The sequence below is a fragment of the Paenibacillus mesotrionivorans genome (genome assembly GCF_046098205.1).
Lineage (GTDB): Bacteria > Bacillota > Bacilli > Paenibacillales > NBRC-103111 > Paenibacillus_AR > Paenibacillus_AR mesotrionivorans.
This window is the reverse complement of record NZ_JBJURJ010000008.1, coordinates 22,055-42,096: the sequence shown is the minus strand read 5'-3', so window position 1 is coordinate 42,096 and position 20,042 is coordinate 22,055. Positions and strand designations below refer to the sequence as shown.

The window sequence follows — 20,042 nt, the reverse complement described above, 5'->3', positions numbered from 1 at the left end:
CCGTCAAGTTACCCCCTGTATAATGGGGACCATGGTGATGCGAAGAAACCATAGTACCTGAAAAAGGGTGAGGAGCAGATGGCGGGAATGAATACGGAAAAGTCTATGTATGAGAAGGAATTGGCGGGTAAACGGGTTCTGGTGACTGGCGGCACGGGAGGCGGTATCGGTGAAGCGGTTGTAAAGCGGCTTGCTGCTGCGGGGGCCAAGGTAGCCACGACGGCAAGACGAATGCCGGAGGAGCCGGGGGCAGCGGACCTGTTTATTCCGGCGGATATCAGCACTCCCGAAGGCACAACCCGGTTGGTGGATGGGATTTTGGAGCATTTTGGCGGGATAGACATTCTGGTCAATAACGTGGGCGGCTCCTCCGCCCCAACCGGCGGGGTGTTAGCTCAAAGCGACGAGGACTGGCAGTTTGCCTTTGAAACGAATTTGTTCGCAGCGGTCCGTCTGGACCGGGGACTGCTTCCGGCGATGCTCCAACAGGGGAGCGGAGTGATCGTCCATATTACGTCTATCCAACGGCGGCTGCCCGGTGAAAATACCATGGCCTATTCAGCGGCGAAAGCGGCGCTAGCCAACTATAGCAAGGGGCTGGCCACTGAGCTGGCACCCAAGGGGATACGTGTGAATACGGTGGCACCTGGCTTCACGGAGACGAAGGCCGCTGAAAGACTGATCCACCGGATGGCCGAGCGGCTGGGATCGGATTATGACGGTGCGCGGCAGAATCTGATGGACTCCCTGGGTGGCATTCCCATCGGCCGGACTGCGCGTCCGGAGGAAGTGGCTGAGCTGGTAGCTTTCCTGGTATCCGACAGGGCCTCGTATATCATCGGGGCGGAGCATACCATTGACGGGGGAATTATCCGGAGTGTTTGATGGGGTGGGAGGGTTAGAACGGTTATTGATTTTTATTTATTCAGATGGTAGTTTTGAATTGGCTAAATACGGAAGAGAGGAGATGATGCGCAATGCTATCAACAAACTATGAGGTGAGAAGCTCCTGACGAATTAGCCTTCGCTTGGAGCCGGCTGCCTCGTGAATGAGGTGACCGTAAGAATGCTGCCCGTTTCACTTGAAACCAACCGAATGCAACTGCGGTTTTTAAAGATGAACGATTTACCCACTATTCATAGACAGTTTTCCGATCCGGAAATGTGCGCCTACTTTAGTGAGCCTCCCTGCAGTTTGCAGGAAGCGGAGGACATTATCAGGCATTATCAGGAGCCGGAAGGGAAAGGCTACTTGCGTTATGGCATGTTCGATAAAATAAACGGAGTTTTTATAGGCACCTGTGGTTATCACTATTGGGACCCTTTACGCAAGCAGGTGGAAATTGGTTATGATGTATGGAAGGATTTCTGGAGAAAGGGATATGTATCAGAGGTTCTGCCGGAGCTGATCCGAATTTGCTTCGATTATCTTCAAGCGGAGTGTATATACATTCTTACCCATCCCCAAAACAAGGCGTCAATCGCAAGTGTCCGGAAGTTTGGTTTTACCGAAACCCCGCCGCGCAGAGCAACGGAGCAAAACGAGCTGTGTATGACGTTGATGCGCCAGGATTCGCATTATGGATGTGGCCGCTTATTCCTTTAGGGAATGAGCGGTTTTTCTTATTGGCTTTATGCATGAGCCTGCAGTCCAAGATGTTTTCATATGCAAAAAATGGTTATGCCTGTATACTGAGGGGGGCTATTGGCATGAAAAGCCAATGAGCGGTGAGGGTTGGTTATGCAGGGCTGTCTGCGGAGCCAATTCGCGGTATGTGGTGGGCGGAGCCCTTGTGCTAACGGCGGTAAGAGACGCTATTTGCCCGAAATGTGGGTCCCCCGGATTCTAACGGCGGCCAGGGCCGCTATTTGTGCTCAGGCAGCTAGTTTGGACCGGAAAAGCCTCCAATAAGAGCACTCACTTCCGTTAGAAATGGAACTGCCTGTTTTTCGGCGGAATAACGGCTCTCACTTCCGTTACCCTCAATCACCTGGCGGAGTCGGCGTGGAACAGTGAATAGTCTAATATGCGCTGGAAGCCCCGATGGATGAAGCAGTAAGCTTTGCTAATTTATTTTCCAAAATGGAGTGTTATGAAATTCCCTCCTATAGCATGCCTAGAACACACAAGGGGGGATTATGCGGGAAAATATGAAAAAGTTATTTATAGAGTATGTGGAACGTAATCAGCCTGATGTTTTTTTACAATTTTGCGGCATCACTTGCGTGTTTGGAGTAGGAATCAAGGCAAACCAAAAATTCAAAATCAGGAGGACAAAAGTGTGGAATATATTAAACGGGAAATGATGAAGGTTCTTTCTAACCCAGGATGTGAATCTACACAGCTTTTATGGCCGGGAAACTCGTCAAGTGAACGGGTTACCATAACAGAGGTCCGTGTGGCCCCAGGAGGATCACAACCCCGGCATCAGCATAAAACTTCTGAGCAAATCTGGTATGCAGTCAAGGGAAAAGGGAAGTTGTTGATTGTAAATGATGGGATTGTAGAATTTGTTGCTGGAGATGTGGTTCGGTTTAGTGATGGAGATACCCATGGATTATTAAATGATTCTCCTGATGAATTCATATACATATCCGTAACTTCACCTCCTCTTAACTTTAAAAAGGCCTATCAAAGTGAATTATAAATCGGAATCCGAACTGGAGTAGAAAAAACCGAAAAGAGGATTAGCCATGCAACTTTATGAAGTGACAGAACAGGATAAAGAACTGATTGAAGCGGCGCTCAAGGTTTTGGAGCGAAATTTCGATGATGGGGTGTATCGTCACACTGTAGGTTCCGCCATCCGGTGCAAAAGTGGTAATACATACACAGGTGTCAATTGTGATGGAATTCATGGGTCATGCGCAGAATTTATCAGCATTGGCGCGGCCATTACTGCAGGAGAGCGTGAATTTGATACTGTTGTTGCTGTTCATGACAAAGCGTTAAATGGCTTAATCCCTCCTTGCGGGAACTGCAGGCAGATGTTATTGGATTACTGTCCAGATGTAAAGGTGATTTTGAATGATACGAACAATAATATTGTAAAAGTTGGAATTAGGGATTTATTGCCGTTGGCTTATGCCAGGGTGAAATGCTAGATCCATCTTTTCCGGATTTAATTATAGGGGGTTAAATATGAAGCTTCTGTTTGTCTGCAGTCGGAACAAATGGAGAAGTTTGACCGCGGAAAAAATCTTTGATGGTATCAATGGCTATGAGGTGAGATCCGCTGGAACAGAAGATGGGGCAAGAGTAAAAGTTACTGAGGGGCACATCGGCTGGGCGGATTACGTGTTTGTGATGGAAAAGAAACATGCGTCCAAGCTGAGGCAGAAGTTTCCGGAGAAACTAATCAACAAGCGATTAATATGTTTAGATGTACCTGATGATTATTCTTTTATGGACGAAGATCTGATTGAAATATTAAAATCGAGGGTGTCTGAATATATAGAGGTTCCTGAATAATACCGTGCAGTTAGAAAGGGTCAAGAGAGATGAGGTGAACCCTTGAACGATCATTTGAATATCAGAAAAATGACAGATGACGATTGCGTGGCGGTTACGCACATCATCCATGATAACTTACGGCATGTTAACAGTAGAGATTATCCCGTAGAAATTATAAACAATATGTGCAGACTTTTTACTCCGGCATATATATCCGAAATTTCTAAAACACGAAGCGTATTTGTGATTGTCAGGGAGACAGAAATAGTCGGCACTGCAAGTCTGGATAAGGACACGATTTACACTGTTTTTGTAGATGTTCAGTACCATCGTTCCGGGATTGGGCGAAAGCTTATTCAGCATGTGGAAAAAATTGCACTCCAATCCGGAGTTGCTCAGCTTAAACTTCCAAGCAGTATTACGGGGCAAGGCTTTTATGAGAAGCTTGGTTATAAAGCGATAAAGGTGATCGAGTCAGAGGAATTTGGAAGAGACATTATTATGTTGAAGGAGCTTTCGGTCACTGAATAGGATTTTTGAAAACCTATATAACTCCATCGAGGCTGTGGTAAAAAGCAATGTATTTTCATCATAGGAGAACACTTATCAGGTTTATCCGTATTTGGACTCAGCTGTTATTGGAGACTTGAGGGAAATGAGATAATCAAATATCGAAATTGGTAAAGGCCTGTATTTCAATGTTTAACCTAAGAGGGTTACAGGAAGGGAAGCACAATGATGAATAAACTGAACCGGATTACAAAACCCGACACACGGTTCATTCTCGGCTGTGCCTTTATCTTCATGGCTTTGGTTCTGTTGGTTATCAAAATGAACGTGGGAGACCGTACCTACGCTTTGAAGGATATTCCCGATGATATTGTCAGCCGCGTCTATGCTAGTGCCGGCGGCAAGAAAAATGTGAAAGCTGTTCGAATCGAAACAAGCAAGCAGGTCGGGGACATGCTCGTATATGTGTATTCCTATGAATATAAGAAAACGGGAGAGTCCAATAACTCGATTATCTATGTAAAGGAAAAGGACCGTTACAAGCTGTTGAATAGCGGGCAGTTAAGCTTCAAAATGAAAGGCAGTGTCCATAATAAAGGACTGCGGTCCACCATGATCCGTGGTTACCTGATTATGAGCGGGATTGTGAATGATCATGAATCCGATCAGTTTGAAATATCCTCAGGTAACATGAAAATTACGGACCGCTATGGAAGACACCAATATTTTATTCAAGGATATCTATTGAGCGATTCCAATCAAGTAACAGTAAAACCAATAACTCAACCATAACTGTCGTAGATCTCTGAGGAGGTTAAGCGTCGATGTACGAAGGGAAGCTGGATATTCAAGCCGTGTTTATGGACCTGGATGGAACAATTGGGGGGACAGGACATTTTATCCACCCCAGAGACTTTACGTTGTACCCCATGGCTCAGGGGGCTATTGATCTTCTTAAAGCTAACGGAATCCCGGTATTTGCCGTTACCAATCAATACCGGATATCCCGGGGAGAAGCGACGGTTGCTGATTTTGAGGAGCAGTTCAGACAGTTTGGCTTTGACCAAGCCTTCATATGCCCGCATGAAGAAGAGTGCAATTGCCGCAAGCCAAAGCCGGGAATGCTGCTTGATGCAGCCCACCAGCACGGCCTCGATCTAACGAAATGTGTCGTGATCGGTGACGTAGGGGATACCGATATGCTAGCTGCGCACGCTGTTGGTGCCACCAAAATTCTGGTCCGTACCGGTTGGGGGGAAGGCTTTTTTGACAAAATTTAGGACGAAATGGGCACAGACGGAGCCGGATTATATCGCAAGTGATGTGTTGGAGGCTGTTCGTTGGCTCCTGCAAGACGCCAATCCATAACCGATTCAGAGGATAAATTCCCAATTTCATGTATATTTGAGCTACCATTTCGGATATGACTGGTTTATAGTTGTAATAGATTTGGAGCGTTATTAAGCGCCGCGGCTCCGAAGCTTCTATGACACCAGGAGGGATCTATCTTGAATGCTTTAACTCAGATTGGAATTGATGCAGGTGGAACGCTGATTAAGATTGCCTACATAGATCAAGGGAAGTTGGAGCTGGTTAAGTTTCCGACCCGGCAGATGGCGAAGGCTGTGGATTGGCTGAAACAGCATTTTCCCCAGGCGGAGTATTGTATCACGGGTGGGAAAAGCGAGGTGCTCCAAAAGCGGCTGGAACAGAGCGTCAAGCAAATTGTGGAGTTCGAAGCCACCTGCAAGGGTGTACTCCGGCTGCTGCAGGACACAGAGAACGCTCCTCCCGAATTCGTGCTAACCAATGTGGGAACCGGCACCTCTATACATATTGTGAAACCGGAGGAGCACTTCCGGATCGGCGGAACGGGAGTTGGGGGAGGAACGATGCTGGGGTTATCCAAGCTCCTGACCGGAGCAGGGGAATTCGGCGAGATTGTCCAAGAGGCTCCCCACGGATTGCGCGAGAAGGTGGATCTCAAGGTCAGCCATATTTATGAAGGGGCGGTGCCTCCGATTCCTGGCGATTTGACGGCGAGTAATTTCGGCCATATCCCTCATTCTCCCGAGGAGTTAAATCCATCCGATCTCTTGGCCTCTGTTATCGGGCTGGTGGGGGAAACCGTCACAACCGTAAGTGTACATGCGGCCTTGCAATATGGCGTTTCCTCAGTCGTCTATATCGGTTCATCCTTCATTGGGAACGATCTGTTGAAGAAGGTCGTGGTGGATTACACCATCCTGCGGGGTGGAACTCCCATCCTGTTGGATAAAGGGGAGTACAGCGGAGCCATCGGGGCGTTGTTGTCGTTAGGGGAATAAGAACTACCCATACGAGATTAAAAGCTGGAGGAGATTCAATGAGCAATTATGAAGAAGGGCTGCAATTAATCGAAGAAAAGTTCGGCAATGGCAAAGACAATGTAATTTCCCTTGCGACGATTGCGCGGGAGCCAGGAGCCAACGGGATGCAACGCCCGGTTGTCCGCAGTATAGACGCTTATTACGAGGACGGCACATTTTATGTGGTTACCTATGGGAAATCAAACAAAATGCAGCAAATCGCAAACAACGCGGAGGTATCAATTGCAGGTTGCTTAGAGATGTTTACCGCTAGTGGAATAGCAGAAAACCTGGGATGGGTACTTGATCCCAATAATGCCGAAATAAGAACCAAGCTCCGTACAGCGTTTTCTGAATGGTACGATATGGCCAACAATGAAAAAGACGAAAATTGCTGCATCTTAGCCATCCATCTTACAAAGGGAACCTTAAACATCAATCATTGGGAAAAATTATACCACATGGATTTTGTGAATAAGACCCACATGGAAAATGGGGGTATATTTTAGAGACTAAATGAACATCAAGCTCTCCCGCTGCATAGGGGGAGCTTTTTTTCATGGGGACGGCGGGAAAATCAATATGGTAAAAAAAGAGAAATAAGATTAATAATTCTCTTTTTACATTGATGGATAGAGCCGATATCCCGTTATTGCCTTGTCTTTTCTTATTTTCGCCTTATTATAATTATTACCTAAATTGCCCATAGTAATATTAAAAGGTGTAGAGGTGATGATGGGTGGAATATTGGTCAGAGGTAATGAACCGTTTGGATCTTCATGCCAAAGGTGCTTGGGTGGTATACAGTACAGGCGCTTTGCTCCTCCTGCTTGCTCTTCTTTTGAAACGAAAACTGACTTGGCGGGAATACTACGTGACCTTCGGAATTATCTCAACGGCAGCATGGTTGGGTAACATTGTCTTATTTTTTCAGCTGGATCTGCTTGATTCCGGGGACCCCTCCATCGGCGGCATTGCGGATATCATCGTATTTACCTTCGCACCGTCCAGCATATCCTTGTTATTCTTGAATTTCTACAAGCCGAACATAAAGTGGGCGATGAGTATCGGCTTTACATTGCTGGCCGTTGCGCTGGAATACTGGCTGGTAACGGTTGGGTTCTTTACGCAGAAGGGCTGGCAGGTCTGGTATTCCATCCCTTTGTATTTTCTGTTTTTCTTCTTTTTCCTGCCCTGGCATTTGCGCTATGTGCGGGGAAAAGGGGAAGTTGTCGTAAGCTATACCTCAAGCTCCTTCCGGAGAAAATAGTCAGAGGGACAAATAAAGCAAAGTTTTGAATCCTTTCTTGTGTTATTGTATTAAAATTACATAAAAACCTGTTCTGTCAAGTTCTGAATAGGAATAGATATGAACCAGCAGCGTAAAAGGTGCACATTTTGCGGCTGCTGCATGGCATGGCGGGGAATCCCCGGTACATGCACACGTGAATCAGAAAATCGGATTGAAAGGCAGGAATGTCCATTGAAAAAATGGTTAGTCATGATGTTATCCGCATGCTTGGTGTTTCTCAGCATCGGGGTTCATTCCGCAAGCGCAGCCCCCACTGTCGTTAACAGCACCATTTTGGTGAAGGCAGGGGAGACCTTCGATGGTAAGGGTCAAACATATGTGGCCAATCCCAGTACGCTTGGCGACGGCAGCCAAGCGGAGAACCAAAAGCCCATTTTCCGTCTGGAAAATAACGCAACACTGAAGAACGTCTATATTGGCGCCCCGGCCGCAGATGGCGTCCATGTATATGGAAACGCCACCATCTCGAATGTCACCTGGCTGGACGTAGGGGAGGATGCCCTTACGCTGAAGTCCTCCGGCACTGTGAATATTACAGGCGGGGGAGCGTACAAGGCCTATGACAAGGTGTTTCAGATGAATGCGTCCGGCACCATTAACATTAAAAATTTCAAGGCCAATGATATCGGCAAGCTGGCCCGGCAGAATGGAGGCACGTCCTATACGGTTGTATTTACGCTAGATAACTCGGACATCTCCGATGTGAAGGATTCCATTTTCCGGACGGACAGCAGCTCCAGCTCTGCAAAAATTACCAATACCCGCTATCATAATATGCCTACGTTGTTCAAGGGTTTTGCAAGCGGTAAAACCAGCCAGTCCGGCAATACCAAATACTAAGGTTTTAACTTAGCCATCGTCAATTGACAGGGGCAGCCCGTTCTTCTTTTTCTAGAAGAGCGGGCTGTTTTGTTATATCTAAAATTTCCTGTACGAACAGGGAAAGACTGGTTTATAGTGGAAACGTGTGAGAGCGGATCAGGGAGGCGGGGAGTTTTTGAAGCTGGCTACGGAAAGGTTCATGATTAGAGATTTTGTGGAAGAGGATTGGGTTCAGATTCATACTTATTGCTCTGACGAAGAGGTAACCCGGTATACATTTTGGGGACCGAATACAGAAGAAGAGACCAGGCAATTTGTTAATGCTGCCATTCAAAGCCAATTCCAGCTGCCCCGGACCACTTATGAAATGGTCATTGTCGATTCATCAACCGGTGAGGTATTGGGAAATTGCTGTCTCAAAGCGGAGAAATCCAATGCGGAGCTTGGGTATACCATCTCCAAAGTCCATTGGGGCAAAGGCATCGCCACGGAAGTGGCCCGTTCCATGCTGGAGTTTGGCTTCCGGGAATTGAAGCTCCATCGGATATATGCCACCTGCCGGCCGGAGAATACCGGTTCTTATAAGGTTATGGAGAAAATCGGTATGAAACGGGAAGGCCACCTGAGAGAGCATTTTCTGAAAAATGGGAAGTGGCAGGATTCCTACCTTTATTCAATTCTCGAGAGTGAGTATGTTTGTGGAAGCGACAAAGGAGAACCAACATGATACTGGAAAGCCAACGATTACTCATCCGGCCCTACACAACAGAGGATGTCCACGAGCTGTATGAGATTTTGTCCGACCCGGATACCATAGCCTTCTGGCCGAAGCCGTTCAGCCTGGCCCAAGTAGAGGATTGGATTCAACATAGAGGCATCGAAAATTATGGTATTGGCATCGGGCGATGTGCTGTCCTGTTGAAGGAAACGGGAGACCTTATTGGAGATGCGGGCATTGTGAACCAGGTCCTTGACGGCAACCCGGAATACGACCTAGGCTACATTATTCATGCCCAATATTGGGGACATGGTTATGGAGGAGAAGCTGCTGCCGAAATCATGCGGTATGGTTTTGAGGAACTGCAGCTGCCGCGGCTGTGCGCCAATATGCCGGCGGAGCATATTTCCTCCCGGAGGGTGGCTGAAAAGCTGGGCATGCAGCTGGAAAAGGAGTTTATCAACACAAGAAACAGGGATGTGCTGACCTGTTTGTATAGTAAAAATAAGGTGTGAGCGTATGTAAAACAGACCATCTGCGGAAGCGGACGGTCTGTTTTTGATAAACAAAGGACTAGAGCGCAGCAGTCTCCTGCTTGAGCCATTCCTTATGGGCATCGTCCAGATGAACGGACAGCTTATCGTACACCTGCTGATGGTAGGCATTGATCCACTCCAGCTCGAAGGGGGAGAGAAGTGCAGCGTCAATGGCCTTCCGGTCGATGGGCAGGAAGCACAACGTTTCGAACCGGAGGAAGGAGCCAAACTCCGTGGTTTCATCCTGGATGACCAGGAGTGTATTCTCCGTACGGATGCCGTGACGCCCTTCCTTATATACACCGGGTTCTACCGTGATGCTCATGCCGGGCTCCAGCCGGACGTTCAGCAGCTTCTGGTTAAACCGGTGAGGCTCCTCATGGACATTGGAGAAATAACCGACCCCGTGGCCGGTGCCGCATTTGTAGTCCAGTCCGTTATCCCACAAGGGCTTCCGGGCCAGCACATCCAGATGGGAGCCGGTGGTGCCGTACAGGAATTTAGCGGTGGATAAAGCAATAACCGATTTCAGCACCAGCGTAAAGTCCTTGATCTGTTCATCCGTCAGCTTGCCCAGGGCAAGGGTACGGGTGATGTCTGTGGTGCCGTTCAGGAAATGCGAACCGGAATCCAACAGATAGAACCCTTCATTCATCAGGGAATATTGGGCATCAGGCAGAGCCCGGTAATGCATCATAGCAGCGTGATCACCATAAGCGGAAATGGTGGAGAAGCTGAGGTCAACGAACAGCGGCAGCTCCTTGCGGAATTCCAGTCCCTTCAGATCCGCGTCGGTTTCAGTTACGTCCTGATGCGGCACGGTTTCCTTCAGCCACTTGAACAGCTTGACCAACGCCACCGCGTCCTTGATATAGGAATCGCGAATATTGCCGATTTCCACTTCGTTTTTGATGGCTTTGATTGGGGTGACCAGTCCTTCGGAGATGATTTTCCGGGCGGACACGGGAATGGCGCGGTAGAGGCTGGCATTGGTTTTTTCCGGATCCAGCAGGATAGAGGTGTTATCGTCCAGCTTGCCCAGGAAGCTGTAAATCTCTCCATACCCTTGGATATGGATGCCATCCTGCATAAGAAGCTCCCGTTCCGCCTGACCAACCTTGTGCGGCTCAACGAAAAGATAAGCCTTTTGTTCGCCAATCACGGCATATGCGGTCACATAAGGATTATGGGGAATATCATTGCCCCGGATATTAAACAGCCAGCAGATTTCATCCAGCACCGGCAGCAGATAGAAGTCCGCATGGCGGGCTTTCATTGCTTGGCGGATCTCCGCCAGCTTCTCAAGCCGGGTTTTACCTGCATAAACGGCATCATGTATGTAGAGTTTATCACCGGGAATAGCTGGCCGGTCTGACCACACTGCCCCAACCGGATCCAAATCCGTGCGAATGCTCGCCGATTTGTCTGCAAGCAGGGCGGACAGTTTATTGAAGGCACTCACAGATAGGCTTCTGCCATCCACTGCCAGACAGCCGCCTTGGGGCAGAATCTCCGCCAGCCATTCCTCATGGCTTTGCACACCAAGCTCACCCATTTTGAAGAGCCGAATGCCGCTGCCCTCCAGTTGATTGGCCGCCTGGATAAAATATCTGCCGTCAGTCCACAGGCCTGCATCCTCCCGGGCAATTACAGCAGTTCCGGCTGAACCGGTGAAGCCGGTAATCCACTGCCTGCCTTTCCAATACTCACCCACATATTCGCTCATGTGAGCGTCTGCGCTGGGCACCAGGCAAGCATCAATGCCTTCCTTTTCCATCCAAACTCGCAGTTGACTTAGCTTTTCGCTGGTATTCATGTGCAACGTCTCCTCAGATTGACTTCAACAGATAATGATTCTCTACGAGAAGTATAACAGAATAATACCGTTTTTCACTTCATTGGGGTAAAACGGCACTTTGATAAAGCGGTGTAGTCAGATGCTGTTTTTTCACACCATTCCTGAAATTTCACACTAGCCTGCGCAAATTTCATACAAGAAGGACACAGCGTTAGCGGGTTATAGTGGAGGGGGAAGTTATAGTTATTCCGTGCGGATTAGGAGGGATACACGTTGGCTGATATAAAACACGGGCAAACGGTGCGGGAAGCCTCAGATGCGGAGGGGCTGCAAAAGTGGGCTGATCCGGGAAAAGCCCAGATCGTGGATGCAGCATCCTTCGGTATTATGCCGGATACCGGGGAGGATCAGGCCTTGGCCGTGTACCGGGCCATTCAGCATTGCCGAACCATACCGGAAGCTGTTCTGTGGTTTCCGCCGGGAAGGTACGATTTTTGGCCGGAGCTGGCTTATGAAGGAGTTTTCACGATTTCCAACCACGATAATGATTGTAGCCGCCGTGTGGCATTTCCGTTAACAGGGATGCGGAACTTCACTCTGGATGCCGAAGGAGCGGAGTTTATTTTTCATTCGCTGATTATTCCCTTCTGGTTGGAAAATAGCGCAAATGTGCGACTCACCGGCTTCAAGGTGGATTGGGACATTCCCATGATGGGCCAAGGAACAGTCGTGGCAGCCGATGGGAATTGGTTCGACATTGCATTGGATGAAGGCTACCATTACCGGGTGGCTGATGGAAAGCTGGTGGTTCAAGGTGAAGAATGGGAGCGTGACGTTTGGGGACTGCTGGAGTTTGATCCGCTCACACGCGCGACGGCCTATGGCAGTGCAGACCAGTGGAGCTATGACAGCTACGGAGGATTAAGCGTGGAGGAGCGAGGGCCAGGTGTAATACGGTATACGGGAAACCGGTCTGCTCGGCGCCCGGTGAACGGCAACAAGATGATCTTTCGCTGCGGTTTGCGGGACCATCCGGCAATCGCGCTTTCCAGGTGCAGCGATATCCGGGTGGAGGATGTGACCATCTACCATGCGTTGGGTATGGGAGTGATTGCCCAAAACAGCAGGGATGTTAGCCTGCACCGGTTTCAGGTGACGTTGCGGCCGGGAACATCGAGGGTATTCAGCACCAAAGCGGATGCTACTCATTTTGTGTATTGCAGCGGGACAGTGTCTCTGACCGACTGTCTCTTGGAGTACCAATTGGATGACCCGTGCAATATTCACGGCATCTATGGCAGCATTGTCAGACTGCTGGCATCGGATACGCTTCTCGTGCGGCTGGTGCATGGGCAGCAGCAGGGAATGGAGATCGCGGAGGCGGGAGAATCTCTCACCTTTGTCAGCGGGAAAACCCTGCAGGCCTGTGGCGCTCTGGAGCTGGCTGCTGTGGAGCGGGTGAACCGGGAGTATATGGTGATGGTGTTTGCCGGAGAGATTCCGGCTGAGTTTGGGCCTGGGGATGCGGTAGAAAACCGGGGGCGTTCGGCGGATGTGGTGATCCGGGGCTGCACCGTCCGCAAGAATCGGGCGAGGGGGCTGCTGTTGACCACTCCGGGCGAGGTGTTAGTGGAGGATAATGATATCAGCGCGCCAGGCGCGGGCATCAAAATCTGCGGCGATGTGAATTTCTGGTTTGAGTCGGGAGCGACACGCCGGATTGTTATCCGCAACAATCGCTTCGGAGATTGCAATTACGCCTATCCCAGCTGGGGCAAGGCGGTCATCGACATCGACCCCGTTGTGAAAAATCTGGCTCCCCGGCACGGATATTACCACGGGGAGGTTATTATTGAGGGCAATTCCTTTCGCACCTTCGATCGGGGGCTGGTGCGGGGCCATTCTTTGGAGCGGCTGGTGTTCCGGGATAACCGGGTGGAGCCGTCAGGTACTTATCCGCCGCATGGCGGAGCGGTAGAGGCGGTGGAGCTGCGCGCATGCGGCCAGTTGGAGGCCAGTGGGAACAGCTTCGCGGGGCAGCCGGGAATGCTTCGGGTAGACGATCACTTGTTGGAGCTGAGCGGTGAGATGCGGCTCGGGAGTGAGTAGGAGGTGGGGCTGTGTAATTTAGAATAGTGGAAGCAGATTTCCGCTATTGGCTGATGATGCTGTTGTTTTGTCCGGATAGCGGAAATATTCTTCCGCTAATAGCCACCGTACAGCATCCGCCAGCTCGCTGTGGGGGAGATAGCGGAAAAACGCTTCCGTTATCCAAGGGAAATGGGGACAGGCTGTGGAATAGCGGAAAAACGCTTCCGCTATTCCGCCGAAGCTAATGGCTAAGCCGCCTAAAGCCTTGGCTGCTGCCAAGTCAAATCCTCGTACCCCGAGATAGCGGAACCCAGATGTCCGCTGTTTATAGCTCCGCCGCCGCATTGGGTCCAATAGAGGAAGGGGACCTTCCTCTATTGACCTCCGGCTCCGGCGTACGCACGCGAAACCAAGGCAATAACGGAAGAATGCCTTCCGTTATTGCCCAATTCTCGCCCTCCTCCAGCAATAGAGGAACATTGCCTTCCGCTATCCTCTATGGGACGGGACGCAACCCCACATTGTAAATCCGAAAGGAGCTTCAATTATGAACCGATGGGCGGATGCCGCAGATTATGGCTTTCATCCGGAAGCCACAGGAATAGAGAACGCGAAAGCGCTGCAGCGCGCGTTGGACCGGGGAGGCACGGTTACCGTCTCCCGGCCGGGTCTATACAAGCTGGCGCAGACGGTGTATATCGGCAGCAACACCAGCCTCATTTTCGGATACGGAACGACGGTGCAGAAGGTGAACGAGGCCGTGGCATTTTCCCATGTGCTGCTGAATAAAGGGGCGTTAACCCGCAGCTGGGATGAGCATATTTCCATTGAAAATCTCCATATCCAGGTAAACGGCATGGACATCCGGACCTTCCGGGATGTGTTTGGCCTGCACGGGCAGCTTGCTTTTTTCTACGCCAGGGATGTGAGGATTACCGGGTTCCGCTGTTTGGATTTGGGGAGCGCCCAATATGGCATACACGTTTGCACTTTTGAGGATTTGCTGATCCAGGATACGGTCATTAAGGGGATGAAGGACGGTATTCATCTCGGCCGGGGCAAACGGTTCCGGATCACGGACGGCAGATTTGACACCTACGACGATGCGGTAGCCCTGAACGGCCATGATTACGATGTGGGCAATCCGGAGCTGGGCTGGATCGAAGAGGGGGTTATCGAGCATTGCTACGATCTGTCCGGCGGGGAGGAGAATCAGCCCTGCGTCGGTTATTTCTGCCGAATTCTGGCCGGGGCATGGACGGATTGGCGGGAGAGCATGGAGGTCCAGAAGTCCGATACGGTGGTATCTGGAGGGCGTCTTTACCGGGTTAAGGCGGAGCCGGATGGGCAGCGTTACATTTCCCGAACCAGGCCGACTCATGAACAGGGTACGGCCGTCCTGGACGGCATCTCCTGGACTATGGTCCAGCGCGATCCGGTGTATACGGCGGGAGTGAGGAATGTGTCCTTTCGCCATATTTATCTGCATAAAGCCCGGCCTGCCTTTTCCATCCATTTTGACAATGACAGGTTCAGCCGCTCCTATTACCCCGCTGCACCTGTCCCCCGGCAGGAGCATCTGGTGTTCGAGCAAGTGCGTGTGCTACACAGCCACCCGACGCCGTTCCTGCTCATTAACACGCCGGTGGACATGGTGAGCATCCTCCATTCCGTCCTCCGGGACAACGTCATCCGTTTCACCGGGAACCAGGCAATGGAGCAATATCCGCCTACCACGGTCCAACTGACGGGATGTGTATTTCAGAAGAAAGGACAGATGCTGCTGGTGGAAAATGAGGTGGACGGCAAGGAAATTCGTCTGCTGACGTCCGGCAGTGTGGAGATGGAGGAGAACTTCTCCGCTGTTATCAACCAGGGAACGGGAGCCATCCGGGTACATTCCGATATGAGAGGACTCCATTAAGCGGCCACATTGCACCAGCCCAAATTTCATAAGGAGGAGCCTTCTTTTGGACAAAGAAGGCTCTTTTTTTGTAGGAGTTTGAAATTTATGAGAAAATATAGAATTTAGGAAGCGTTTCATTTACACTGAGGAGTGTTCTACGTCTAACGGATTCCCCTTTACCGGCAAATTGAGCGCAAGAAGACGAATGGTCACATACCCTATTATGAGCTTTCACTTTTTAGCAAAAGGGGAGCCCTAATTTCACAACGGTGAAGGATGTGGCGCATTCCAATGATTTACCGTGCAATCTTCGATGCTGTAATTGATAAGGATTTGGGGAAAGAAGCAGAGCTGCTAGGCAATTGCGGAGGTTCTCCCTTACCTTCCTTTGGAGTAGAGATTCCCGCTGGCAGAACCATTTTGAGAAAAGGCAATGCAAGAGCAACCGTAATTCTTGGTAACAATGACGCTTCCGAATGTATCGACAATATGATCTCGGTAGGCAGGGCAACGGCCCGGACATTGGGTCTGATCAACAAACGGAGGTATCGCCTCCGGTATAACACGGCCGACCGGAGTATGACCTTCGTGGCCAAACCGGTTTCACGTACAAACATAGCGGTCCGTATCGGAAATACAGTGATCGAAGCTCCGCCAGATGGTCAGCCGGTGTTTACTCCAATCAGCGACAATGAAATATTTGTTTCCGCTATTGGTACTGTGGCTTTGGGACTGATCAAATACCCGTTGCAGCTGAGCCGCGGAGCTGTCACACAGAGCCTCCGTCTGAAAGTGGGGGAAGAGATTTTTGTAGAGTCTTTTTTGCAGGTTACACCCGCTACTGCCCGCAAATTTGGTCTAACAGAAGGGATTACACCCGCATTGTTCAACCAGATCAGCTCCATTCTCCGGATAGACCCCGGGAAGTAAATGCCGTACCAGGCGGATGCCCCCAAAGGAGCATTGGGCTGAACTGTTTTACGCCTTTTGGGGGCAATCCGTATGAAGAATAAAGGAGGAATCGAAATGAGTGTCGTGCAAAAACTGGAACACCTGATTCTAACTATTCCATCCTGCTTAGAAGAAAATGCGGAAGAGGAAGCGCTTCAGAAAACAAACCAGGAGAGCTGGTCCAAGCAGGAAATTCTCGGCCATCTCTGTGATTCCGCTACGAATAATCATATGCGGTTTGTGAAAATTAAGCTGGCCTCCGATCCCGTCCGGATCGAAAAGTATCAACAAAATCAATGGGTTGCGCTGCACGGCTATTCAACCAATTATACATATCGGGAAATGATCATGCTGTGGACCCTTTTGAATAGACAGCTGCTGTATGTATTGAAAAATGGAAGTGCTGAGGACCTCGCCAAACCTGTCATATTGGATGACGAAATTACCATCACGTTAGGTTGGCTGATTGAAGATTATGTCAACCACCTGCTGCATCACATGAAGCAGATCATAGTGAAAAGCCTCACGGAATAGTGTCATAGAAGAGCCGGAGATGACTGGGGGAGGCGCGGGCAACGATGGAGACACGGGATAAGGTTGTCATTGGGATTGACGGAGGCGGTACACAGACACGGGTGATGGTGGCGGATTTGGACGGAAGGGTGCTTTCCTACATAGAGAATGGCGCCTCATCCGTACATAAGGACGTGAATGCAAGCCGGAATGTGCAGCAGGCAATCAAGAGGGCACTTGATCTGGCGGAAAAAGATGTGGCGCAAGCAGCCATGCTGACCGCGGGTATTGCAGGGTTTGATGCGGAGGCGGATCTGGATTGGGTGCTTCCCCTGACAGAGGTGGAGGGTCTGGATTGCCCGAAGAAACATGTGAATGATGCGGTGGTGGCGCATAGCGGAGCATTGGGCACAGAACCGGGCATGATTGTCATAGCCGGAACCGGATCTATTATTTACGCAGCTACCGAGGATGGTCAACAGGTCCGCAACTATGATCTTCATCATTATGCGACTAGTGCTGCCCGGTTTCTGGCGTATAACGCTGTTTATGAGCTGTTAGCGGGTAACAGCAGTGGAGGAGACCAGCGTCTGGTAGAGGATATTCTTGCTTATTGGAAGGTATCCACCGTCGGGGAATTATCCGGGCTTGCCCGCCGCGGGTTTGTGGAAGACCGCCGGGAGCGGAACCGGGTGTTTGGTGATCTGGCGCCTGTCATCACTAGAGCTGCTGAAGCGGGCAGTCCTTTGGCTCAAGCGGTTTGTGACCGAGCCATCCATGAAATTATAGTGGGAATCGAAATGCTGGGCTTGTACTTTAGCCAACCGGAGGTGAAGGTTTCCTTCATTGGAAGTGTGGCCAACTGCGGGTATTTCCGGCAGCAGCTTCATTCCATATTGAATTCCGGAAAAAACAAAACGTATTCCATCGTTCAGCCCGTTTTTTCCCCGGTAGCAGGAGCGGTTTTGTTGGCGTACAAGCAGCTCTCCATCCCCATCGGACCGGAGATAAGGAGCAATCTCCTGCTTCATCCGAATGCGAAGGGAGTGTAGATATGTTCAAACACCAAATCAATGGGCAGTTGGATTTGCGCCTTCTCCATTATTGTCATGCAGATGAGGTTTATGAATGTGTGGACAGAAACAGGAGCCATCTTGAACGATGGTTTCCCTGGGTAAAGCTTACAACAGATTCCGGGGCCATCCGAAAATTCATTGAAGCCGAACTCCACAGATATGCAAAGAACAATGGTTTTTCTGCCGGGATTTTTTATGAAGACAGGTATATCGGCAATATTAGCTTTCATGATGTGAATTGGAACACCAAACTATCTTCCATTGGATATTGGTTGGTCTCCGATTATGAAGGAAAAGGAATTATGACTTCCTGCTGTCGGGCTCTGATCCATCACGGATTCGAAGTCATGGGGTTGAATAAAATCGAAATAAGAGCGAGAACGGACAACAACAGGAGCAGAGCCATTCCTTTGAAACTCGGATTTCGAGAAGAAGGAATCTTAAGAAGCGTCAGCTATTACCATGACGAGTATTATGATCATGTTGTTTACGGTTTACTGCGGGATGAGTGGAAGGGAGCGAGCGATGAAGCAGTTGGGGGTCTTAATTAGTTTATTCATTCTCTTGCTGGGCACAGCGTGTGAGAGCGGCGGCCAGCTGTTCAGCCAAGAGGAGATCGAAGGGAAGTTTCCGGATACACGAACAGGGTATGTGCAGCTTGCCGCAGAAAAGATAGGCTTTCAGGAGGCAGTTTTTGATTATGACGATAAAGCTATTCTGTATGTTAAAAAGTATGTGGATCCGCAATTTGTGGAATACGCTCCCTCCAGGGAACTGGAAATCTATGTGATTGAATTTGAGGAATTTACAACCAAGTATAAAAAAGTAGATGAATCGTTTTTCCGGGAGCATTTCGCAGATTATGCCTCCAAACCATTCCGTGTGAAAACTGACGGTACCGAATGTTTGGCCATTGTTGAAATTTACGTTCCGTAGGAGTTCATGCTTATGGCCGTCAGGAGATGAGTTCATGCAGCGGATTTTGATCATTGGGTCTGGTGGTTCAGGCAAATCCACATTGGCCCAGCAGCTGGAGAAGGAGTTCAAGCTCCCGTTATACCATCTGGACGCCTATTATTGGAAGCCCGGTTGGACACCAACTCCGAATAAGGAATGGGATGCTTTTTTGGAGGAGCTTGTGCAAAAAGAAGCTTGGATCCTTGACGGGAATTACAGCAGGACCTTGGATATCCGGGTGAAGCGGGCGGACACGGTTATTCTCTTGGACTATTCACGATGGATAACGGTTTACCGGGTCCTAAAAAGGCGGGTCATGTATCACGGCAAAACGAGGCCTGATATGAACCTGGATTGTCCGGAATCCCTGGATCTCCAGTTTTTGAAATGGGTGTGGAGCTTCAGGAAAACCAGAATACCCGGCATCATGCAGCAGCTAGCGAAACACCCGGACAAGCACATTATCATTCTGAAGTCGCCAAAAGACACAAAGCGGTTCCTTCAACGGATAAAGGAATCGGATGCAAATAGGTAAAGGAGCCAGCTCATGCATGTACGGCAAATGACCACAGCGTATCTGTTTCACGAAAACGAGGTGCTGATGATAAAACGCAGCTCCAGCCGGGTTTTTAATTTCAAGTTTTGGAGCGGTGTTGGCGGCCATATAGAGCCGGAGGAAATCAATGACCCGAAGACTGCTGCTTTGAGAGAGATATATGAAGAATCCGGGATCGCTCAGCAGGAGATCAAGGAGTTTTCCTTGCGCTACATTCTCCTGCGTTTGAAGGATGATGAGATCCGTCAGCAATATATCTACTTCGGTCAGACAGACCGGAAGGATTGCACTCCATCCGACGAAGGAGAACTGTTCTGGATCAAGCATGAGGAGCTGGCCCAACTGCATATGTCCACGATTAACCGGTTGATGCTGGAGGATTACTTCCAAGATCCTGCCGGTACCGAGGTGAAGGTAGGCACTATTGCCATCGGCGATAATGGGGAGCCTTATATCCAATGGGCGAAGCTGAAGGATCCGATGATGTTTTGAAC

23 protein-coding genes and 1 pseudogene are annotated in these 20,042 nt (G+C 49.6%); 23 read left to right on the top strand and 1 reads right to left on the bottom strand.

The features are described from left to right. Positions 1–87: 87 nt before the first annotated feature. The 14 genes and pseudogenes from ACI1P1_RS13360 (at position 88) to ACI1P1_RS13295 (ending at position 9,679) form a co-directional block, all read left to right on the top strand. A complete protein-coding gene (locus ACI1P1_RS13360) occupies positions 88–885 on the top strand; it encodes an SDR family oxidoreductase (protein ID WP_416216895.1) in 798 nt (265 codons plus the stop codon). A gap of 160 nt (positions 886–1,045) precedes the next feature. Further along, positions 1,046–1,606, top strand: a complete 561-nt coding sequence (locus tag ACI1P1_RS13355; RefSeq protein WP_416216894.1) for a GNAT family N-acetyltransferase — start codon at positions 1,046–1,048, stop codon at positions 1,604–1,606. Positions 1,607–2,282: 676 nt separating this feature from the next. Beyond that, positions 2,283–2,648, top strand: a complete 366-nt coding sequence (locus tag ACI1P1_RS13350) for a cupin domain-containing protein (protein WP_416216893.1) — start codon at positions 2,283–2,285, stop codon at positions 2,646–2,648. Positions 2,649–2,694: 46 nt separating this feature from the next. Next, positions 2,695–3,105 carry a cytidine/deoxycytidylate deaminase family protein gene (locus ACI1P1_RS13345; RefSeq protein ID WP_416216892.1) on the top strand — a complete coding sequence of 137 codons (411 nt, stop codon included), beginning with the start codon at positions 2,695–2,697 and terminating at the stop codon, positions 3,103–3,105. A 37-nt stretch (positions 3,106–3,142) separates the two neighbouring features. Continuing rightward, positions 3,143–3,472: a low molecular weight protein tyrosine phosphatase family protein gene (locus ACI1P1_RS13340; protein ID WP_416216891.1), complete on the top strand. Its 330-nt coding sequence runs from the start codon at positions 3,143–3,145 to the stop codon at positions 3,470–3,472. 42 nt (positions 3,473–3,514) lie between these two features. After that, positions 3,515–3,985 carry a GNAT family N-acetyltransferase gene (locus ACI1P1_RS13335; protein ID WP_416216890.1) on the top strand — a complete coding sequence of 157 codons (471 nt, stop codon included), beginning with the start codon at positions 3,515–3,517 and terminating at the stop codon, positions 3,983–3,985. A 204-nt stretch (positions 3,986–4,189) separates the two neighbouring features. Next, positions 4,190–4,756: a hypothetical protein gene (locus ACI1P1_RS13330; protein ID WP_416216889.1), complete on the top strand. Its 567-nt coding sequence runs from the start codon at positions 4,190–4,192 to the stop codon at positions 4,754–4,756. A gap of 32 nt (positions 4,757–4,788) precedes the next feature. Then, positions 4,789–5,332: pseudogene (locus ACI1P1_RS13325) on the top strand (HAD-IIIA family hydrolase). A 140-nt stretch (positions 5,333–5,472) separates the two neighbouring features. After that, positions 5,473–6,291 carry a type II pantothenate kinase gene (coaW, locus tag ACI1P1_RS13320; RefSeq protein WP_416216888.1) on the top strand — a complete coding sequence of 273 codons (819 nt, stop codon included), beginning with the start codon at positions 5,473–5,475 and terminating at the stop codon, positions 6,289–6,291. Between the two features lie 38 nt (positions 6,292–6,329). Further along, a complete protein-coding gene (locus ACI1P1_RS13315) occupies positions 6,330–6,821 on the top strand; it encodes a pyridoxamine 5'-phosphate oxidase family protein (protein WP_416216887.1) in 492 nt (163 codons plus the stop codon). 230 nt (positions 6,822–7,051) lie between these two features. Then, positions 7,052–7,582 carry a hypothetical protein gene (locus tag ACI1P1_RS13310; RefSeq protein WP_416216886.1) on the top strand — a complete coding sequence of 177 codons (531 nt, stop codon included), beginning with the start codon at positions 7,052–7,054 and terminating at the stop codon, positions 7,580–7,582. A 231-nt stretch (positions 7,583–7,813) separates the two neighbouring features. Continuing rightward, the gene (locus tag ACI1P1_RS13305; RefSeq protein ID WP_416217132.1) at positions 7,814–8,464 is read left to right on the top strand and encodes a pectate lyase; all 651 of its coding nucleotides are present in this window, start codon (positions 7,814–7,816) and stop codon (positions 8,462–8,464) included. A 157-nt stretch (positions 8,465–8,621) separates the two neighbouring features. Continuing rightward, on the top strand, positions 8,622–9,173 hold the full coding sequence (locus ACI1P1_RS13300) for a GNAT family N-acetyltransferase (protein ID WP_416216885.1): 552 nt from the start codon (positions 8,622–8,624) through the stop codon (positions 9,171–9,173). Next, positions 9,170–9,679 carry a GNAT family N-acetyltransferase gene (locus ACI1P1_RS13295; RefSeq protein ID WP_416216884.1) on the top strand — a complete coding sequence of 170 codons (510 nt, stop codon included), beginning with the start codon at positions 9,170–9,172 and terminating at the stop codon, positions 9,677–9,679. Before ACI1P1_RS13300 ends, ACI1P1_RS13295 begins: the two co-directional genes overlap by 4 nt. Before the next feature lie 58 nt (positions 9,680–9,737). Here ACI1P1_RS13295 and ACI1P1_RS13290 read toward each other — a convergent pair whose 3' ends face one another. Further along, positions 9,738–11,516 carry an aminopeptidase P family protein gene (locus tag ACI1P1_RS13290; protein WP_416216883.1) on the bottom strand — a complete coding sequence of 593 codons (1,779 nt, stop codon included), beginning with the start codon at positions 11,514–11,516 and terminating at the stop codon, positions 9,738–9,740. A gap of 255 nt (positions 11,517–11,771) precedes the next feature. On the opposite strand from ACI1P1_RS13290, the gene ACI1P1_RS13285 reads away from it, so the two are divergent. The 9 genes from ACI1P1_RS13285 to ACI1P1_RS13245 all read left to right on the top strand — a co-directional run bounded on the left by ACI1P1_RS13285 (position 11,772) and on the right by ACI1P1_RS13245 (position 20,040). Further along, complete coding sequence (locus ACI1P1_RS13285; protein ID WP_416216882.1) at positions 11,772–13,607, top strand: right-handed parallel beta-helix repeat-containing protein; 1,836 nt, start codon at positions 11,772–11,774, stop codon at positions 13,605–13,607. 529 nt (positions 13,608–14,136) lie between these two features. After that, the gene (locus ACI1P1_RS13280) at positions 14,137–15,513 is read left to right on the top strand and encodes a glycoside hydrolase family protein (RefSeq protein ID WP_416216881.1); all 1,377 of its coding nucleotides are present in this window, start codon (positions 14,137–14,139) and stop codon (positions 15,511–15,513) included. A gap of 273 nt (positions 15,514–15,786) precedes the next feature. After that, positions 15,787–16,425, top strand: coding sequence for a hypothetical protein (locus ACI1P1_RS13275; RefSeq protein WP_416216880.1), 639 nt, complete (start codon positions 15,787–15,789; stop codon positions 16,423–16,425). Positions 16,426–16,497: 72 nt separating this feature from the next. Beyond that, positions 16,498–16,980 carry a DinB family protein gene (locus tag ACI1P1_RS13270; protein WP_416216879.1) on the top strand — a complete coding sequence of 161 codons (483 nt, stop codon included), beginning with the start codon at positions 16,498–16,500 and terminating at the stop codon, positions 16,978–16,980. Positions 16,981–17,024: 44 nt separating this feature from the next. After that, positions 17,025–18,011: a BadF/BadG/BcrA/BcrD ATPase family protein gene (locus ACI1P1_RS13265; RefSeq protein WP_416216878.1), complete on the top strand. Its 987-nt coding sequence runs from the start codon at positions 17,025–17,027 to the stop codon at positions 18,009–18,011. A gap of 2 nt (positions 18,012–18,013) precedes the next feature. Beyond that, positions 18,014–18,586, top strand: a complete 573-nt coding sequence (locus tag ACI1P1_RS13260) for a GNAT family N-acetyltransferase (protein WP_416216877.1) — start codon at positions 18,014–18,016, stop codon at positions 18,584–18,586. Beyond that, complete coding sequence (locus ACI1P1_RS13255) at positions 18,561–18,971, top strand: hypothetical protein (RefSeq protein ID WP_416216876.1); 411 nt, start codon at positions 18,561–18,563, stop codon at positions 18,969–18,971. Before ACI1P1_RS13260 ends, ACI1P1_RS13255 begins: the two co-directional genes overlap by 26 nt. A gap of 34 nt (positions 18,972–19,005) precedes the next feature. Further along, complete coding sequence (locus tag ACI1P1_RS13250; RefSeq protein WP_416216875.1) at positions 19,006–19,527, top strand: DNA topology modulation protein; 522 nt, start codon at positions 19,006–19,008, stop codon at positions 19,525–19,527. Between the two features lie 12 nt (positions 19,528–19,539). Further along, complete coding sequence (locus ACI1P1_RS13245) at positions 19,540–20,040, top strand: NUDIX domain-containing protein (RefSeq protein ID WP_416216874.1); 501 nt, start codon at positions 19,540–19,542, stop codon at positions 20,038–20,040. Positions 20,041–20,042 lie beyond the last annotated feature (2 nt).

Coding starts and splice junctions, on each gene's coding strand:
- ACI1P1_RS13260 (WP_416216877.1), top strand. CDS start 18,014: ATGTTCAAACACCAAATCAATGGGCAGTTGGATTTGCGCCTTCTCCAT.
- ACI1P1_RS13275 (WP_416216880.1), top strand. CDS start 15,787: ATGATTTACCGTGCAATCTTCGATGCTGTAATTGATAAGGATTTGGGG.
- ACI1P1_RS13265 (WP_416216878.1), top strand. CDS start 17,025: ATGGAGACACGGGATAAGGTTGTCATTGGGATTGACGGAGGCGGTACA.
- ACI1P1_RS13315 (WP_416216887.1), top strand. CDS start 6,330: ATGAGCAATTATGAAGAAGGGCTGCAATTAATCGAAGAAAAGTTCGGC.
- ACI1P1_RS13345 (WP_416216892.1), top strand. CDS start 2,695: ATGCAACTTTATGAAGTGACAGAACAGGATAAAGAACTGATTGAAGCG.
- ACI1P1_RS13330 (WP_416216889.1), top strand. CDS start 4,190: ATGATGAATAAACTGAACCGGATTACAAAACCCGACACACGGTTCATT.
- ACI1P1_RS13250 (WP_416216875.1), top strand. CDS start 19,006: ATGCAGCGGATTTTGATCATTGGGTCTGGTGGTTCAGGCAAATCCACA.
- ACI1P1_RS13295 (WP_416216884.1), top strand. CDS start 9,170: ATGATACTGGAAAGCCAACGATTACTCATCCGGCCCTACACAACAGAG.
- ACI1P1_RS13255 (WP_416216876.1), top strand. CDS start 18,561: ATGAAGCAGTTGGGGGTCTTAATTAGTTTATTCATTCTCTTGCTGGGC.
- ACI1P1_RS13245 (WP_416216874.1), top strand. CDS start 19,540: ATGCATGTACGGCAAATGACCACAGCGTATCTGTTTCACGAAAACGAG.
- ACI1P1_RS13270 (WP_416216879.1), top strand. CDS start 16,498: ATGAAGAATAAAGGAGGAATCGAAATGAGTGTCGTGCAAAAACTGGAA.
- ACI1P1_RS13340 (WP_416216891.1), top strand. CDS start 3,143: ATGAAGCTTCTGTTTGTCTGCAGTCGGAACAAATGGAGAAGTTTGACC.
- ACI1P1_RS13280 (WP_416216881.1), top strand. CDS start 14,137: ATGAACCGATGGGCGGATGCCGCAGATTATGGCTTTCATCCGGAAGCC.
- ACI1P1_RS13360 (WP_416216895.1), top strand. CDS start 88: ATGAATACGGAAAAGTCTATGTATGAGAAGGAATTGGCGGGTAAACGG.
- ACI1P1_RS13290 (WP_416216883.1), bottom strand. CDS start 11,516: ATGAATACCAGCGAAAAGCTAAGTCAACTGCGAGTTTGGATGGAAAAG.
- ACI1P1_RS13305 (WP_416217132.1), top strand. CDS start 7,814: ATGATGTTATCCGCATGCTTGGTGTTTCTCAGCATCGGGGTTCATTCC.